We start from the raw sequence: 13,580 nt of genomic DNA, 5'->3' as shown, positions 1-13,580 counted from the left end.
TGCCGGTTCGGTTGTCAGGCGCGTCAGGACCGGCGCAGCGACTCGGTGGTCGCCGCGAGCGGGTCCTCTGTCCTGGGCTTCGGCTTCAGCGTGTTCGCCGACTCCTTGAGGCTGTCGATCGAGCGCTGCGGCGCGCGCACCTTCTTGAACTTCCGGTAGCCGAGGAAGCCCGCGATGCCGGCGACCACCAGCATCAGCAGGAACACGATGCCGAACGCGGCCCACCGCTGGAGCCACTCCGACAGCAGTTCGCCGAGGAAGAAAAAGAAGAAGAACGAGCTGTAGAGCGCGATCACCGCGGCGATCACGAAGAAGACGCTGCCCTTGACCGCCTTCTTGACCTCGCCGACGGTCTCGGTCTTGGCCAGCTCCAGCTCGGCGCGAAACAGCGTCGACATGTGCTGCGTCGCGTCCTTGACCAGCGAACCGATGGACGCATCGCCGGCGGACTGGGCCGCGCTTTCCTCCGACAACGGGAGATAGGGGACCCAGTCTCCGCTGTTGCCGCCGTCGTTGAGTTCATGCTTCGGGCTGCTCACGGGCCTCATCGTGCCATGTGGATGGACGTAACGGTCGCATGGGCGCACGCACGGTGTCGGGGCGGTTTCGGGGCGGGCTTGCCCGACCGCGGTGATGGAATCCGTTGTCCGGTTACGTTGCGTAGCTCCTGTGGAGTATTGTTGCCTGTTGGGCTTAAAAGCCGGACATCCCGGTTGAACTACGCACGAACGGACAAGATCGAACATGTCGGGTACCCACACCGGACCGGTCGACACCGATCCTGACGGCGAGCCGAACGGCCCGCAGACAGCCGAGCGGAACCAGAAGACGTTCTTCGGGCACCCCCGCGGCTCGCGAACCTCTTCGGCGTCGAGATGTGGGAGCGCTTCTCGTTCTACGGGATGCTCGGCATTCTGCCGCTGTACCTCTACTACTCGGTCGCCGACGGCGGCCTGGGGATGGACAAGAGCACGGCGCTCGGCATCGTCGGCGCCTACGGCGGCCTCGTCTACCTCTCGACGATCCTCGCGGCCTGGATCGCCGACCGGCTGCTCGCCCCGGAACGGACCCTGTTCTACAGCGCGGTGCTGATCATGATCGGCCACCTCGCGCTGGCCGTGCTGCCCGACTACGCCGGCATCGGCGTCGGCCTGGTGTGCGTCGCGCTCGGCAGCGGCGGCGTCAAGGCCAACGCGACCGCGGTGCTGGGCACGCTCTACGGCGAGGGCGACGATCGGCGCGACGCCGGATTCACGATCTTCTACATGGGCGTCAACCTCGGCGCCCTCGTCGGCACCGCGCTGACCGGCTTCTTCCAGCACACGGTCGGCTTCCACGTCGGCTTCGGCCTCGCGGCCGCGGGCATGGCGATCGGTCTGATCCAGTACTCGATCGGCCGATCCAACCTCGGCGCGGCCTCGCGGGTCGTGCCGAACCCGCTGCCCGTCTCCCGTCGGCCGCTGGTGGCGCTCGTGTTCGCCGGCATCGTCGCGGTGATCCTGCTGCTCGTCCTGACCGGTCTGGTCACCGCCGAGAACCTCGGCGACGTCGTCGTGTGGATCGTCGCGACCGCCGCCCTCGTGCTGTTCGTGATGCTGCTGACCAGCGCGAAGGTCAACGGCATCGAGCGGAGGCGGGTGCTGTCGTTCATCCCGATGTTCGTGGCCAGCGCCGCGTTCTTCGCGCTGTTCCAGCAGCAGTTCACGGTGCTCGAGGTGTACTCGGACGAACGCCTCAACCGCGAGGTGTTCGGCTGGGAGATGCCGGTGACCTGGGTCAACCTGATCAACCCCGCGTTCATCCTGCTGCTGGCGCCCGTGTTCGCCGCGGCGTGGGCGCGGCTCGGCGACCGGCAGCCGTCGACGCCGATGAAGTTCGCGATCGGCACCGGCGTGATGGGCGTGGCGTTCCTGTGCTTCCTGCCGATGGCCGGCGGCACCGGCAACACGAGTCCGCTGCTGGCCGTCGTCGGCATCCTCGTCATGTTCACCGTGGCGGAGATGTTCCTGTCGCCGGTCGGCCTGTCGCTGTCGACGAAGCTGGCGCCGAAGGCGTTCCTCGCGCAGATGGTGGCGCTGAACTACCTGTCCGTCTCGCTCGGCACCGCGTTGTCGGGCACGCTCGCCGGCTACTACACCCCGGAGAGCGAGGGCTCCTACTTCGGCACCGTCGGCGCGGTCACCATCGCCATCGGCATCACCATCGCCGCCCTCTCCCCGTTCATCCGCAAACTCATGTCCGGCGTCCGGTGAGCTTTCGTCCTAGGCGGTGGACACGCCGAAGAGGAGGCCCACGCCGTAGGTGACCGTCATGGTCAGTGCGCCGACGCGACGTTGCGGAGCACGGCCGGCAGTCGGCGGGCGCCGCCGAGGGTGGCGCTCGTCGCGCCGGTCAGGACCAGTCCCGCCAACACGGCAGCGGCGCACGCGGGCACCCGCAGGTCCGGCCCCGGCAGCACGATCGCCAGCAACGGCAGCAGCGCACCCACGACGAACGCGCCCATCGACGCCAGCGCCGCGTGCCACGGGTTGGTCAGGTGGTCGGGGTCGATGCGCAGTTCGACGTCGGCATGCGCACCGAGCGGGTCCTTGTCCGTCAGCTCCCGCGCCACGCGCGCGGCCAGTTCCGGCGAGAGTCCCTTGCTCTCGTAGATCTCGGCGAGCTGGCGTTCCTCCTCGGCGGGCATGGCGGCCAGCTCCCACTTCTCCGCGCGTAGCAACGCCTTCTCGGCGTCGCGTTGCGTGCTCACCGAGACGTACTCGCCGCCCGCCATCGACAGTCCACCCGCGACGAGCGAGGCGACGCCCGCGATGAGGATCGCCGTGCGGTCGGTCGTCGCGCCGGCGACACCGACGACGAGGCCGGCCACCGACACGATGCCGTCGTTGGCGCCCAGCACCGCGGCGCGCAGCCAGTTCGTCCGCTCGCCCAGGCTGTCGTCGCGGTGATTCGTCGAATCGGGATGCTTCGCTTCGCCCACTGTTCCACTGTGGCCGGTATCAAGGAGGTATGCGACAGCGGGAGCACGCGTACGCGTTGACGGTCCTGTGGACGGGCGACCGGGGGACGGGCACGTCGGGGTATCGCGAGTTCGGGCGCGAGCACGACGTCGTCGCCGAGGGCAAACCGCCCCTGGCCGGGTCGGCCGATCCGTTCTTCCGCGGGGACGCCGAGCGGTGGAATCCCGAGGAGTTGCTGCTGGCGGCGCTGGCGCAGTGTCACATGCTGTCGTACCTGGCCCAGTGCGCGAAGGACGGCGTCGTCGTCACCGGCTACACCGACGAGGCGGTGGGGACGATGACCGAGTCGCTCGGCGTCGGCGAGTTCACGTCGGTGCTGTTGCGTCCCGTGGTCACGGTCGCCGACCCCGACATGGTGGAGCGGGCCCGCGCGTTGCACGAGCCCGCCCACGAGTTCTGTTTCATCGCCCGGTCGGTCAACTTCCCCGTGCGTCACGATCCGCGTATCGAGGTCGCCGCCGGTTGACGGGCGCGCCGACTCACCCCTCGAGTTCGGCGAGCTGCTTCTTGGCCGCCTCGAGCTGCGCCTCGAGTTCGGCGACCTTCGCCGCCTGCTGTTCCTTGGCGGCGTTGATGACCTCGTCGATCGGGTTGGACAGTTCGTCGTGCAGCTCCTTGGCGGCACGCGACACGGCCGAGGCGGTGACGGCCAGCCCGCGCGTCACCCACTTGCTGCCGTGCTTGAGCTCGGCCTGCCATTCGCCGTCGGCGGTGCCGGTGACGGTGAGGGTGAGCTCGACGGTGCGCGTCTTGCGGGCGTTCGCGCCGCCCTTCGGACGGCCGCGCTTGGGCTTGCTCTCGGTCTCCGCAGACTCCGCAGACTCCGCAGACTCCGCAGACTCCGCAGCTGCGGACTCGGTCGACGTGCCGTCCTGGGCGCTGGTGGCCGACTGCGCCTCGGTCGTGCCAGGGTCGGTCGTGCCGGTCTCGGTCGTGCCGGTGGCACCGGACTGGGCGGTGGCCTCGGCGGGGGTCTCGTCGGTCGACTCGGCGGTGGGTTCGGGATTCATCGCGGCGGTGGCTCCTCGAACGTCCGGAGTGGGGCTAGTGGCAGCCGTAGTGTAGAACATTCGTTCGACCCTGTGTCGAGCCGGGTCAACATTCGCTACAGTGACGCTCGGCGTTAACAACTTCCCCCGAAGTGTGGGTCAGGTCTCCCGGCGGGGTGACACGCGATCCGGGGACGGACGCATCGCGAACGCGAGCGACCCTCATGTCACGCACGGTGAACAGCAGGTCAGTGGCGCACGAGCGGCACAAATTCGACAAATCAGTAGCTCGATGGAGTGATCCCACGATCGGGCTGTGTCCTGGGGAAACGCCACGTTTGTGCAGCTAGTGCCGTTGCCGAAAATAAGCAACGGGTTTGATCGCGCGTCTCGACGCCGATAACAATGCGATCCGCCTCGTGCGCGAACAGTTACCCCATGTCCGTGCGGCGAGAGCTGCACTGGGGGGTGCGCGAGGCGTACCGACGCACGACCGAATGCTTCACATCTCGCACCCTCGCGTGCCTAGTTGCAGGACGTGGTTGATGGAAAGGCGCAGTACGACGCGTGCGCTGCTGTCCCTGACGACGGCGGCGCTGCTGGCGTTCCTCGTCTCCGGTTGCGGAGGCGGCGAGGACGCATCCGGTGACGGCCAGGGTGGCAACGCCCAACCCGTCGCCCTGACCCAGGAACAGCTCGGCGAACTCCCCGACGCGACGACCTTCGGCACCCTGGAGGACGCCCCGGCCGACCCGTCGCCCGACGACACCTCGGCCTCCGAGAACGGCACCGGCACGGTCCTGCACCCCAAGCGGGCGATCGCGGTCTACGACGAGCCCGGCGGCGACCCGTTCGCCAAGCTGCCCCGCAAGCAGATCAGCTCCCCCACGTGGGTGCCGGTGATCGAGGAGCGCGGCGACTGGGCGCACGTCCTGTTGCCGACGCGACCCAACGGCGCGAGCGGTTGGGTGCACGTCAACGAGGCCACCGTCGAGACGGCCACCAACAACTTCGCGGTGCTCGTGCACCGTGACGACTTCTCGCTCGAGATCCGTGAGAACGGCGAGAAGATCGGCGAATGGACCATCGGCATCGGGTCGGACGAGCACCCGACGCCGAAGGGGCGGGCGTACATCATCGCTTCCATCGAGGAGCAGGTGAACGACTACAGCCCCATCGTGCTTCCGTTGAGTTCCCACTCGGATTCGCACGAGACCTACGGCGGTGGCCCCGGCACCGTCGGTATTCACACCTGGCCCGACGAGAGCTTCGTCGGCCAGGCGGACAGCGACGGCTGCCTCAGAGTTACCCAGGAGGCGCTGGACGAGCTCGTCAAACTGCCGCTCGGAACGATGGTCGAGATCGTCTGACCCTCGCTCCTCGCGGCCGGTCCCCATCGGTGTGGGCCCCCGCCCATTTCCCGACCCGAAGCACGACCGGTAACCCATGAAAGGCAATTCCTTGTCCAAGAAGAAGACTGCCGCGCTCGGCGCCGGCCTCATGTCCGCCGCTCTCGTCGGTGGCGTCATGTTCGCCCCGTCCGCCGTGGCGCAGGCCGAGGACTCGGCCTTCGGCATCTCCGCCAGCGGCCTGATCAACATCCCGCAGACCCCGTACGCCGAGGGTGACGCGTCCGAGACGCTCGTCGCACCGAGGTGCCGGAGCTCGCCGACGCCACGGTGCTCAACGCCGAGGCCTCGCCGAACTACGCCCACGCCGACGTCGCGAACCTGGGCGTCCTCACGGGTGCCGGTCCCCTGGTCGAGGCCAGCGGCACCATCAGCGCCACCTGCGACAACGGTGCGCTGAGCTCGAACATCACCACGCTGAGCATCGCCGGCAACGAGGTTCCGGTCGAGAACCTCGCGCCCAACACCACGATCCTGCCCGAGCAGCTCGGCGGCGTTGCCCAGGTGACGCTGAACAAGCAGGAAGGCAGCACGGTCACGGCCGTCAGCATCGAGCTGCTGCAGGGCCTGCCGGGCCTGTCGGACATCGCCGGCCAGACGATCGACATCGCCTCGGCCACCTGCTCGGAGTCCGACGACGACGGCAACGGCGACGGTGACAACGGCGGCGACAACGGTGGTGACAACGGCGGCGACAACGGCAACGGCGGCGGCGACAACGGCGACGACAACGGTGCCGGTGACGGCGGCGGCGACCAGGCCGGCCCCGACGGTGCCGCGCCGACGCCCGAGCCGCAGCCCGGCCACCTCGACGTCACCGGCTGACGTCTCCCGCGGGTAGCGACAACTCCCGGACAGCAACAACAACCGGGGTGCAACTGAAACAGCGGCCTCCACAGTGGACGATCCACTGTGGAGGCCGCTGTGTGTTGTCGGTCAGTCGTCCGAGCCGGACGACAGGCCCTTCGAGATCTGGTCCATCACGGTGCTGTCGGCCAGCGTCGTCACGTCACCGACCTCGCGGTTCTCGGCGACGTCCCGCAGCAACCGGCGCATGATCTTGCCCGAGCGTGTCTTCGGCAGCTCCGGCACGACCATGATCTGCCGGGGCTTGGCGATCGGGCCGATCTCCTTGGCCACGTGGTTGCGCAGCTCCTGGATCGCCTCGTCGCCGGCCTCCGCCGCGTCGCCGCGCAGGATCACGAACGCCACGATGCCCTGACCCGTCGTCGCGTCACTGGCGCCGACGACCGCGGCCTCGGCCACGGTGTGGTGCGACACCAGCGCCGACTCGACCTCGGTGGTCGAGATGCGGTGCCCGGACACGTTCATGACGTCGTCCACGCGGCCGAGCAGCCACACGTCGCCGTCGTTGTCGTACTTCGCGCCGTCACCGGCGAAGTAGAAGCCCTGCTCGGAGAACCGCGACCAGTACGTGTCCTTGAACCGCTGGTCGTCGCCCCAGATGCCGCGCAGCATCGACGGCCACGGCTTGTCCAGCACCAGGTAGCCACCGCCGCCGCGGCCGACCTCAGCGGCCGTGTCGTCGACGACCTTCGCCGAGATGCCCGGCAGCGGCTGCTGCGCCGAACCCGGCTTGGCGTGGGTGACACCCGGCAGCGGCGAGATCATGATCGCGCCCGTCTCGGTCTGCCACCATGTGTCGACGATCGGGGCGTTGCCGCCGCCGATGTTCTCGCGGAACCACATCCACGCCTCGGGGTTGATCGGCTCGCCCACCGAACCCAGCAGTCGCAGCGACGAGAGGTCGTACTTCGCCGGGATGTCGGCGCCCCACTTCATGAACGTGCGGATCAGCGTCGGCGCCGTGTAGTAGATCGACACCTTGTACTTCTGGATGATCTCCCAGTGCCGGCCCTCGTGCGGGGTGTTCGGCGTGCCCTCGTAGACCACCTGCGTCGCCCGGTTCGCCAACGGGCCGTACACGATGTACGAGTGGCCGGTGACCCAGCCGATGTCGGCGGTGCACCAGTAGACGTCCTGGCCCGGCTTGTGGTCGAACACCGCGTTGTGGGTGTAGGCCGCCTGCGTCAGGTAGCCACCCGAGGTGTGCAGGATGCCCTTCGGCTTCCCTGTCGTACCCGAGGTGTACAGGATGTACAGCGGGTGCTCCGAGTCGAACGCCTCCGGCTCGTGGTCGGCCGGCTGGGCGTCGACGAGCTCGTGCCACCACACGTCGCGGCCGTCGCTCCACGGGACGTCACCCTCGAGGTCGTCGCCGGTGCGGCGCACCACCACGATCTTCTCGACGCTGCCGGCACCCTCGAGCGCCTCGTCGACGTTGGCCTTCATCGGCGCGGCCTTGCCCCGCCGGTACTGCCCGTCGGAGGTGATGACCACCTTCGCGTCCGCGTCGTCCACCCGCTGCCGCAGTGCGCTCGGCGAGAATCCGCCGAACACCACGCTGTGCAGCGCGCCGATCCGCGCGCACGCCAGCATCGCCACGATCGCCTCGGGGATCATCTGCAACTGGATCGCGACCCGGTCGCCCGCGGTGACCCCCAGCGACAGCAGGCCGTTCGCGGCCTTGGAGACGTCGTCCTTGAGCTGCGCGTAGGTGATGTCGCGGGTGTCGCCCGGCTCGCCCACCCAGTGGATGGCCACCTGGTCGCCGTGGCCGGCCTCGACGTGCCGGTCGACACAGTTGTAGGCCACGTTCAGTTTTCCGCCGACGAACCACTTCGCGAACGGTGCGTTCGACCAGTCCAGGACCTGTGTCCAGGGGGTGTCCCAGTGCAGGCGCTCGGCCTGCTTCGCCCAGAACGCCTCGCGGTCGGCGTCTGCCTCGGAGTACCAGTCCGCGGTCGCATTCGCGGCCGCTGCGAACTCCGGCTGCGGAGGGAAGCTCCGGCTCTCGGTAAGCAGGTTGTCGAGTGCCGGCGACTGCTCTGTCGTCATGTGCAAGGCCTCCTGGTCATTGCCTCACGCGCGCCCGTGAGTGGCGTGCGCGCGCCTGCCTGTGAAGTTAGTACCGCAGCTCACAGGTTGCAGCGACCACCGGCCGGCCACAAGGGCCCGCGGTCGTTGCGGTGCGAGCGGGCGATGAACGGCTGACGAACGGTCGGCGCATATGCTCCCCGGGTAGGAGGGCGACACGAGAGCGGGAGGATGGATCAGGTGGTCGAGAGTGAACCGGTGCGGGAGGAACTCACGTGGGAGCTGTTCGGCACGGCGAGCCGTGAACTGGCCGTGGCCGTGGCCGACAGCGGGTTCCGGCCGGACCTGATCCTGTCCATCGCCCGTGGAGGGCTGTTCGTGGCCGGTGCGCTCGGCTATGCCCTGGACGTGAAGAACCTGCACGTGATGAACGTCGAGTTCTACACCGGTGTCGACGAGCGGCTCGACCTGCCCGTGATGCTCCCGCCGGTGCCGAACGCCGTCGACCTCGCCGGGGCGAAGGTCCTGGTGGCCGACGACGTCGCCGACACGGGCGCCACGCTCAAGCTCGTGCGCGACTTCTGCGCCGACGCGGTCGCCGAGGTGCGCTGCGCCGTGGTGTACGAGAAGCCGACGTCGACCGTGTCCTGCGAGTACGTGTGGCACCGCACCGACAAGTGGATCAACTTCCCCTGGTCGACGCAGCCACCCGTGGTGACGAGGGAAGGCCAGGTGCTGGACGCATGAGTCAGACCGATCCGCTCGGCCCGTTGGTCGAGCTCGACGGTGTCGCCGACGCGGCCGCGGCCGCGCAGGACGCCGTGTTCAAGGTGCACCGCTACGGCGTCAACCTGCGCGAGGGTTCGGCGACGGCCGCCGAGGCGTCGGTGCGGGCCGCCCGCGCGTCGGCCGGCGTCGAGGGCGTCGACCCGGAGATCCCCGACGAGGGCGAGGTCAGCGACCCGGTGCTGGCCGGTGCGCTGCGGGTCGCCAAGGCGACCGAATCGTTGCTGCCGACGTGGCGCCGCGCGCCGCTGCAGGCCCTCGCGCGGATCCACGTGCTCGCGGCCGCCGACCTGACCTCGGATCCCGACAGCCTCGGCCGGCCCGATCCGGCGGCCGCTCCCCGGATCGAACTGCTCGGTCAGCTCGTCACCGGCGGCACGAAGGCGCCCGGTCCCGTCGTGACCGCCGTCGTGCACGGCGAGCTGCTGGCGCTCGGCGCGTTCGGTACCGCCGACGGTGTCGTGGCCAGGGCGGCCGCCCGGCTGACCATGGTCGCCACCGGGCTCGACCCGAAGTCGCTCACCGTGCCCGAGGTCGCCTGTTTCCGCAGGCAGCAGCGGTACGTCGAGACTGCGCAAGCGTTTGCGTCCGGCGAGGCGGACGGGATCCGCGAGTGGCTGTTGTTCTGCTGCTCCGCATTCGAGGCCGGCGCCCGCGAGGCGCAGAGCATCGCCGACGCCGCCGCCTGAACGGGGGCGCGCGGGCGGTTACGAGGCGCGCGGGCGGTTACGAGGCGCGCGGGCGAACCTCGTCCAGTGCCGCGCGCACGTGGCCCCCGGAGTGGTCGAGGGCCGTCGCGGCGATGTCGACGTCCACGTCGCCGAGCAGGTGCACCAGGGCGATCTTCAGGTCGCCGCCCGCGGCGGTCAGAGCCGCGTCGCAGGCCTGCTCGGTCGCGCCCGTCGCCTCCTGCAGGATCCGCAGGGTGCGGCCGCGCAGCTTGGCGTTCGTGGCGAGCATGCTGACCATCAGGTTCGAGTAGGTGCGGCCGAGCTTGACCATCGTCGTGGTCGAGAACGCGGTCAGCACCATCTTCTGCGCCGTGCCCGCCTTCATCCTCGTCGAACCGGCGATGGCCTCGGCGCCGGTGTCGAGACGATCGACGTGTCGACCGCGTCCGGCACGGGCGCGACGGGTTGTTCGACAGGAGTCCGGTGTTGGCGCCGAGCCGTTTGGCCTCCTCGAGCGCGCCGAGCACGTACGGCGTGCGCCCGGACGCCGTCAGGCCGAGCACGAAGTCGCCCGGCTGCAGCGCCTCGGCCACCTCGCGCGCGCCCGCCGCCGCGTCGTCCTCGGCGTTCTCCACGGGCAGCCGCAGCGCGGCCTCACCACCGGCGTGGTGCGCGAGGAACCAGTCGGCCGGGACGTGTAGGTCGGCACGAGCTCGGCGGCGTCCAACACGGCGAGCCTGCCCGATGTGCCCGCGCCGACGTAGTGCACCCGGCCGCCGCCGCGCAGCGCCGCGACGGCGTTGTCGACGGCCTGGGCGATCTCGCCCAGCACCGCCCGCACAGCACCCGCGACCAGCGCGTCCTCGGTGTTGACGACCGACAGGATCTCGCGGGTGGACATCGTGTCGATGTCGGTCGTGCGCGCGTTGCGCTGCTCGGTGGGCGAGTCGACGTGCACGACCGTGGTCACCGACTGCAAGCCCGCGTTCGTCGTGCGGGATCCCATGTGTCTCACCGTTCTCCGCTACTCGCGGTTACCGCCACGGCCACTTGCCGGCCGTGTGCTCATCGCGTTCTCCGTCGTCCGTCGGGGCGCGTGCCCATCCGGTGGTTGCCCACCGCGTCGCGCGTGGCGTCGAGGGCCTGCACGGCCTCGTCCATGTGCTGCTGCGCGACGCCGATGAACAGGCAATCGACCACCATGAGCTGGGCGATACGGCTGGCCGTGGCACCCGAGCGGAACGTCGTCTCCCTGGCCGCCGTGGTCAGCACGTGGTCGGCGACCTCGGCGATGGGCGAGCGGGGGAAGTTGGTCACCGCGACCGTCGTCGCCCCGTGCTCCTTGGCGGCGCGCAGGGCCTCGACCGTGTCGGTGGTGGCGCCCGAGTGCGAGACGCCGATCGCGACGTCCTGCTCGCCGAGCACGGCAGCCGAGGTCAGCATGATGTGCGTGTCCGACCAGGCGAAGCTGACCCGGCCGATGCGGTGCAGCTTCTGCTGCAGGTCGGCGGCGACGAACGCGCTCGCCCCCACGCCGTAGACGTCCACCCGGCCCGCGGCCGCCAGCACGTCGATGACGCGCTGGAGCTCGGTGACGTCCAGCTGCTCCGCGGTCTCCTCGACCGCGCGCGCATCGGTGAAGCCGATCTTGCCGACGATGGAGGCGAGGTCGTCGTCGTAGGCGATGTCGCCGCCGTGGACCTGGGGTGTGCGGGCCGCCGAGCGTGCGGTGTCGGCGGCCAGCGCGATCCTCAGCTGTGGGTAGCCGCCGACGCCGATGGCCTTGCAGAAGCGGGTCACCGTGGTCTCGCTGGTGTTCGCCGCGAGCGCGACCTCGGTGATGCTGCGGCGGGAGACGGTGGTCGGGTCGTCCAGGACGACCTTCGCCACGCGCTGTTCCGCCTTCGCCAGGCCGGGTAGCAGTGACCGGATGCGGACGAGCGGGCTACCGTCCCCCTCGTGTGTGGGAGCGCCGGCGTCCTGACCCTGGACGCGCGCACCCCCGTCGGCCGCGGGTCCGCCCCGGCCGCCGACAGCTTCTGACGCACCCTGATCGTCCGTTGGAAAATTCCTCACTGCTCGCATCTGCGACAAGGTTACCCACACCCTCCAGGTTGATCGCAACCGTCGCGCACCCCCGATTGCCCCGGTCGCTAAATCTCATCGTTGCTCAGAAAGTCGCTAACCGCCTAGGGAACGTTAAACATCGGCGCTTAACGACTTGGCATCGTCACCTGCGGCGATGCGCCGGTAGCGGAGAGCGATTAATCCGATTTGCGAACTTTCCCGCCATGGTCCGCGGTGGTGTGTTGTCTCGCTGTGAGAGTTTTTCACCGCCAGGGGGCGCGGACCGGCCTCGTCGGCCGGGTTCCCCGATGGCGGGTGGGATACGCGCCGGGTGGGCCGAACAGACCCCTGCGCTCAGCCGATCGGCCGGTGGGTGACCGGCGTGGGCGCGAAACCGCGGTCGGAGCTCGAGTCGCGGTCGTCGGATGCGGGGTCGCGGTACCAGGAGTCCGCACCGGCGTTCGGCTTCACCCTCAGCGAGCGGGACAGGGCGGTCGCCCAGGTCTCGCGGGCCTCGTTGATCGAGCCCCACTCGCGGGTCGGGTGGACCTTGTTGGTCAGCAGGATCGCCATCGACTGCGTGTGCGGGTCGATCACGAACGAGGTGCCGGTGAACCCGGTGTGCCCTGCGGTCGTGGGAGAGGACAGCTCACCCATGTACCAGTCCTGGTCGAGTTCGAAGCCGAGGCCGTGCGAGTGGTCGGGGAACTGCTGGTTCCGGTTGGTCAGCATGTCGCGGACGCTGCGTTCGGAAAGAATGCGCGTGTCGCCGTAGGCGCCGCCGTTGAGCAGCGTCTGGCCGAGCACGCTCATGTCGCGCACCGTCGAGAAGATGCCCGCGTGGCCGGCGACGCCGTCGAGCGACCAGGCGTTCTCGTCGTGCACGACGCCACGGATCATGCCGCGGTCGGGTTCGGACTGGTACTCGGTGGCCGCGATGCGGTCGTACTTCGACTCGGGCGGGTTGAATCCGGTGTCGTGCATGCCCAGCGGGCCGGTGATCTGGTGCTCGATGTAGGAGTCGAGCCGCTCGCCCGTCAGCTTGCCGACGAGCTCGCCCAGCACGATGAGGTTGAGGTCGGAGTACTCGTACTCGGTGCCGGGCTCGTTGACCGGCTCGGCGCCCAGGACCGCACCGATCCGCGAATCGCGGTCCGGGTAGTCCTTCCACAGCGGCATGGTCGCCTCGAGACCCGACGTGTGGACCAGGAGCTGTTCGACCGTGATCTCGTCCTTGCCGTGCGAGCCGAACGCGGGCAGGTAGCGCGTCACCGGTGCGGACAGCTCGACGTCGCCGCGTTCGACCAGCTGCATCACCGCGAGTGCGGTGAACAGCTTCGACACCGAGGCCATGTCGAAGATCGTGTCCTCGCGCACCGGGACCTGCTCGTCGGCGGGCAGCTCGTTGCCGTCGCGGTCGAACCGGACGGCCCCGCCCGCGGCGAACTTGCCCGTGACCTTGCCGTCGTGGGCGACGACGCCGGTGGCGCCGGAGTACAGCGGGTGGCCGTCGACGGCGTCGGCGGCCGTCCAGTCCTCCAGCTTGCGCTGGGCCTCGCGGATGGGCCTCGGGTCCACTCCGGCGTCCTTCGGGTTCGCGTCTGCCAGTGCTCCGGCGGCCGGGGACGTCACCATGTCGGCCCGGCCGGCCTCGGGGGATGTCGCCGCTGCCGCCGAGGTCGTGCCTGTCAGGACGAGGACAGCGGTCAACGCCGCGATTCTCGATCGCACGCGCGTGCT

The 13,580-nt window shown here is 69.5% G+C and carries 10 protein-coding genes and 3 pseudogenes; 6 read left to right on the top strand and 7 right to left on the bottom strand.

Going from position 1 to position 13,580, the window contains the following annotated elements:
• Positions 1 to 23: 23 nt before the first annotated feature.
• Entirely contained in the window at positions 24 to 548 is a 525-nt protein-coding gene (locus BJF85_RS03345) for a phage holin family protein (protein ID WP_187346855.1), read from the bottom strand.
• A 196-nt stretch (positions 549 to 744) separates the two neighbouring features.
• On the opposite strand from BJF85_RS03345, the pseudogene BJF85_RS03340 reads away from it, so the two are divergent.
• Positions 745 to 2,252: pseudogene (locus BJF85_RS03340) on the top strand (peptide MFS transporter).
• 9 nt (positions 2,253 to 2,261) lie between these two features.
• On the opposite strand, the pseudogene BJF85_RS03335 reads toward BJF85_RS03340, so the two are convergent.
• Positions 2,262 to 2,980: pseudogene (locus BJF85_RS03335) on the bottom strand (VIT family protein).
• A 29-nt stretch (positions 2,981 to 3,009) separates the two neighbouring features.
• On the opposite strand from BJF85_RS03335, the gene BJF85_RS03330 reads away from it, so the two are divergent.
• Positions 3,010 to 3,486 carry an OsmC family protein gene (locus BJF85_RS03330; RefSeq protein ID WP_075845706.1) on the top strand — a complete coding sequence of 159 codons (477 nt, stop codon included), beginning with the start codon at positions 3,010 to 3,012 and terminating at the stop codon, positions 3,484 to 3,486.
• 13 nt (positions 3,487 to 3,499) lie between these two features.
• Here the strand turns inward: BJF85_RS03330 and BJF85_RS27040 are convergent, their stop codons facing one another.
• Positions 3,500 to 4,030 (bottom strand): DUF6319 family protein, encoded by a 531-nt coding sequence (locus BJF85_RS27040; protein ID WP_222844430.1) that lies wholly within the window; start codon positions 4,028 to 4,030, stop codon positions 3,500 to 3,502.
• 524 nt (positions 4,031 to 4,554) lie between these two features.
• On the opposite strand from BJF85_RS27040, the gene BJF85_RS03320 reads away from it, so the two are divergent.
• Both BJF85_RS03320 and BJF85_RS03315 read left to right on the top strand, forming a co-directional pair.
• Complete coding sequence (locus tag BJF85_RS03320) at positions 4,555 to 5,379, top strand: L,D-transpeptidase (RefSeq protein ID WP_139320437.1); 825 nt, start codon at positions 4,555 to 4,557, stop codon at positions 5,377 to 5,379.
• A gap of 285 nt (positions 5,380 to 5,664) precedes the next feature.
• A complete protein-coding gene (locus tag BJF85_RS03315; protein ID WP_083665881.1) occupies positions 5,665 to 6,243 on the top strand; it encodes a hypothetical protein in 579 nt (192 codons plus the stop codon).
• A gap of 111 nt (positions 6,244 to 6,354) precedes the next feature.
• Here BJF85_RS03315 and acs read toward each other — a convergent pair whose 3' ends face one another.
• Complete coding sequence (gene acs / locus BJF85_RS03310; RefSeq protein WP_075845704.1) at positions 6,355 to 8,337, bottom strand: acetate--CoA ligase; 1,983 nt, start codon at positions 8,335 to 8,337, stop codon at positions 6,355 to 6,357.
• A gap of 219 nt (positions 8,338 to 8,556) precedes the next feature.
• On the opposite strand from acs, the gene BJF85_RS03305 reads away from it, so the two are divergent.
• Both BJF85_RS03305 and BJF85_RS03300 read left to right on the top strand, forming a co-directional pair.
• Positions 8,557 to 9,063, top strand: coding sequence for a phosphoribosyltransferase (locus tag BJF85_RS03305; RefSeq protein WP_255375357.1), 507 nt, complete (start codon positions 8,557 to 8,559; stop codon positions 9,061 to 9,063).
• The gene (locus tag BJF85_RS03300; RefSeq protein WP_075845702.1) at positions 9,060 to 9,791 is read left to right on the top strand and encodes an oxidoreductase; all 732 of its coding nucleotides are present in this window, start codon (positions 9,060 to 9,062) and stop codon (positions 9,789 to 9,791) included. Before BJF85_RS03305 ends, BJF85_RS03300 begins: the two co-directional genes overlap by 4 nt.
• A gap of 37 nt (positions 9,792 to 9,828) precedes the next feature.
• Here the strand turns inward: BJF85_RS03300 and BJF85_RS03295 are convergent.
• From BJF85_RS03295 to BJF85_RS03285, 3 genes and pseudogenes are all read right to left on the bottom strand, one after another.
• A pseudogene (locus BJF85_RS03295) lies at positions 9,829 to 10,779 on the bottom strand (N-acetylmuramic acid 6-phosphate etherase).
• A 59-nt stretch (positions 10,780 to 10,838) separates the two neighbouring features.
• On the bottom strand, positions 10,839 to 11,858 hold the full coding sequence (locus BJF85_RS03290) for a MurR/RpiR family transcriptional regulator (protein ID WP_083665880.1): 1,020 nt from the start codon (positions 11,856 to 11,858) through the stop codon (positions 10,839 to 10,841).
• 336 nt (positions 11,859 to 12,194) lie between these two features.
• On the bottom strand, positions 12,195 to 13,571 hold the full coding sequence (locus tag BJF85_RS03285) for a serine hydrolase domain-containing protein (protein ID WP_369822061.1): 1,377 nt from the start codon (positions 13,569 to 13,571) through the stop codon (positions 12,195 to 12,197).
• Positions 13,572 to 13,580: the final 9 nt, after the last annotated feature.

This window comes from Saccharomonospora sp. CUA-673 (assembly GCF_001942305.1).
GTDB lineage: Bacteria > Actinomycetota > Actinomycetes > Mycobacteriales > Pseudonocardiaceae > Prauserella.
This window is presented reverse-complemented; position numbering and strand designations above follow the sequence as displayed.

Excerpts from the sequence above, each read along its gene's own strand:
- BJF85_RS03345 (WP_187346855.1), bottom strand. The coding sequence starts at position 548 with ATGAGGCCCGTGAGCAGCCCGAAGCATGAACTCAACGACGGCGGCAAC.
- BJF85_RS03330 (WP_075845706.1), top strand. The coding sequence starts at position 3,010 with ATGCGACAGCGGGAGCACGCGTACGCGTTGACGGTCCTGTGGACGGGC.
- BJF85_RS27040 (WP_222844430.1), bottom strand. The coding sequence starts at position 4,030 with ATGAATCCCGAACCCACCGCCGAGTCGACCGACGAGACCCCCGCCGAG.
- BJF85_RS03320 (WP_139320437.1), top strand. The coding sequence starts at position 4,555 with ATGGAAAGGCGCAGTACGACGCGTGCGCTGCTGTCCCTGACGACGGCG.
- acs (WP_075845704.1), bottom strand. The coding sequence starts at position 8,337 with ATGACGACAGAGCAGTCGCCGGCACTCGACAACCTGCTTACCGAGAGC.
- BJF85_RS03300 (WP_075845702.1), top strand. The coding sequence starts at position 9,060 with ATGAGTCAGACCGATCCGCTCGGCCCGTTGGTCGAGCTCGACGGTGTC.
- BJF85_RS03290 (WP_083665880.1), bottom strand. The coding sequence starts at position 11,858 with ATGCGAGCAGTGAGGAATTTTCCAACGGACGATCAGGGTGCGTCAGAA.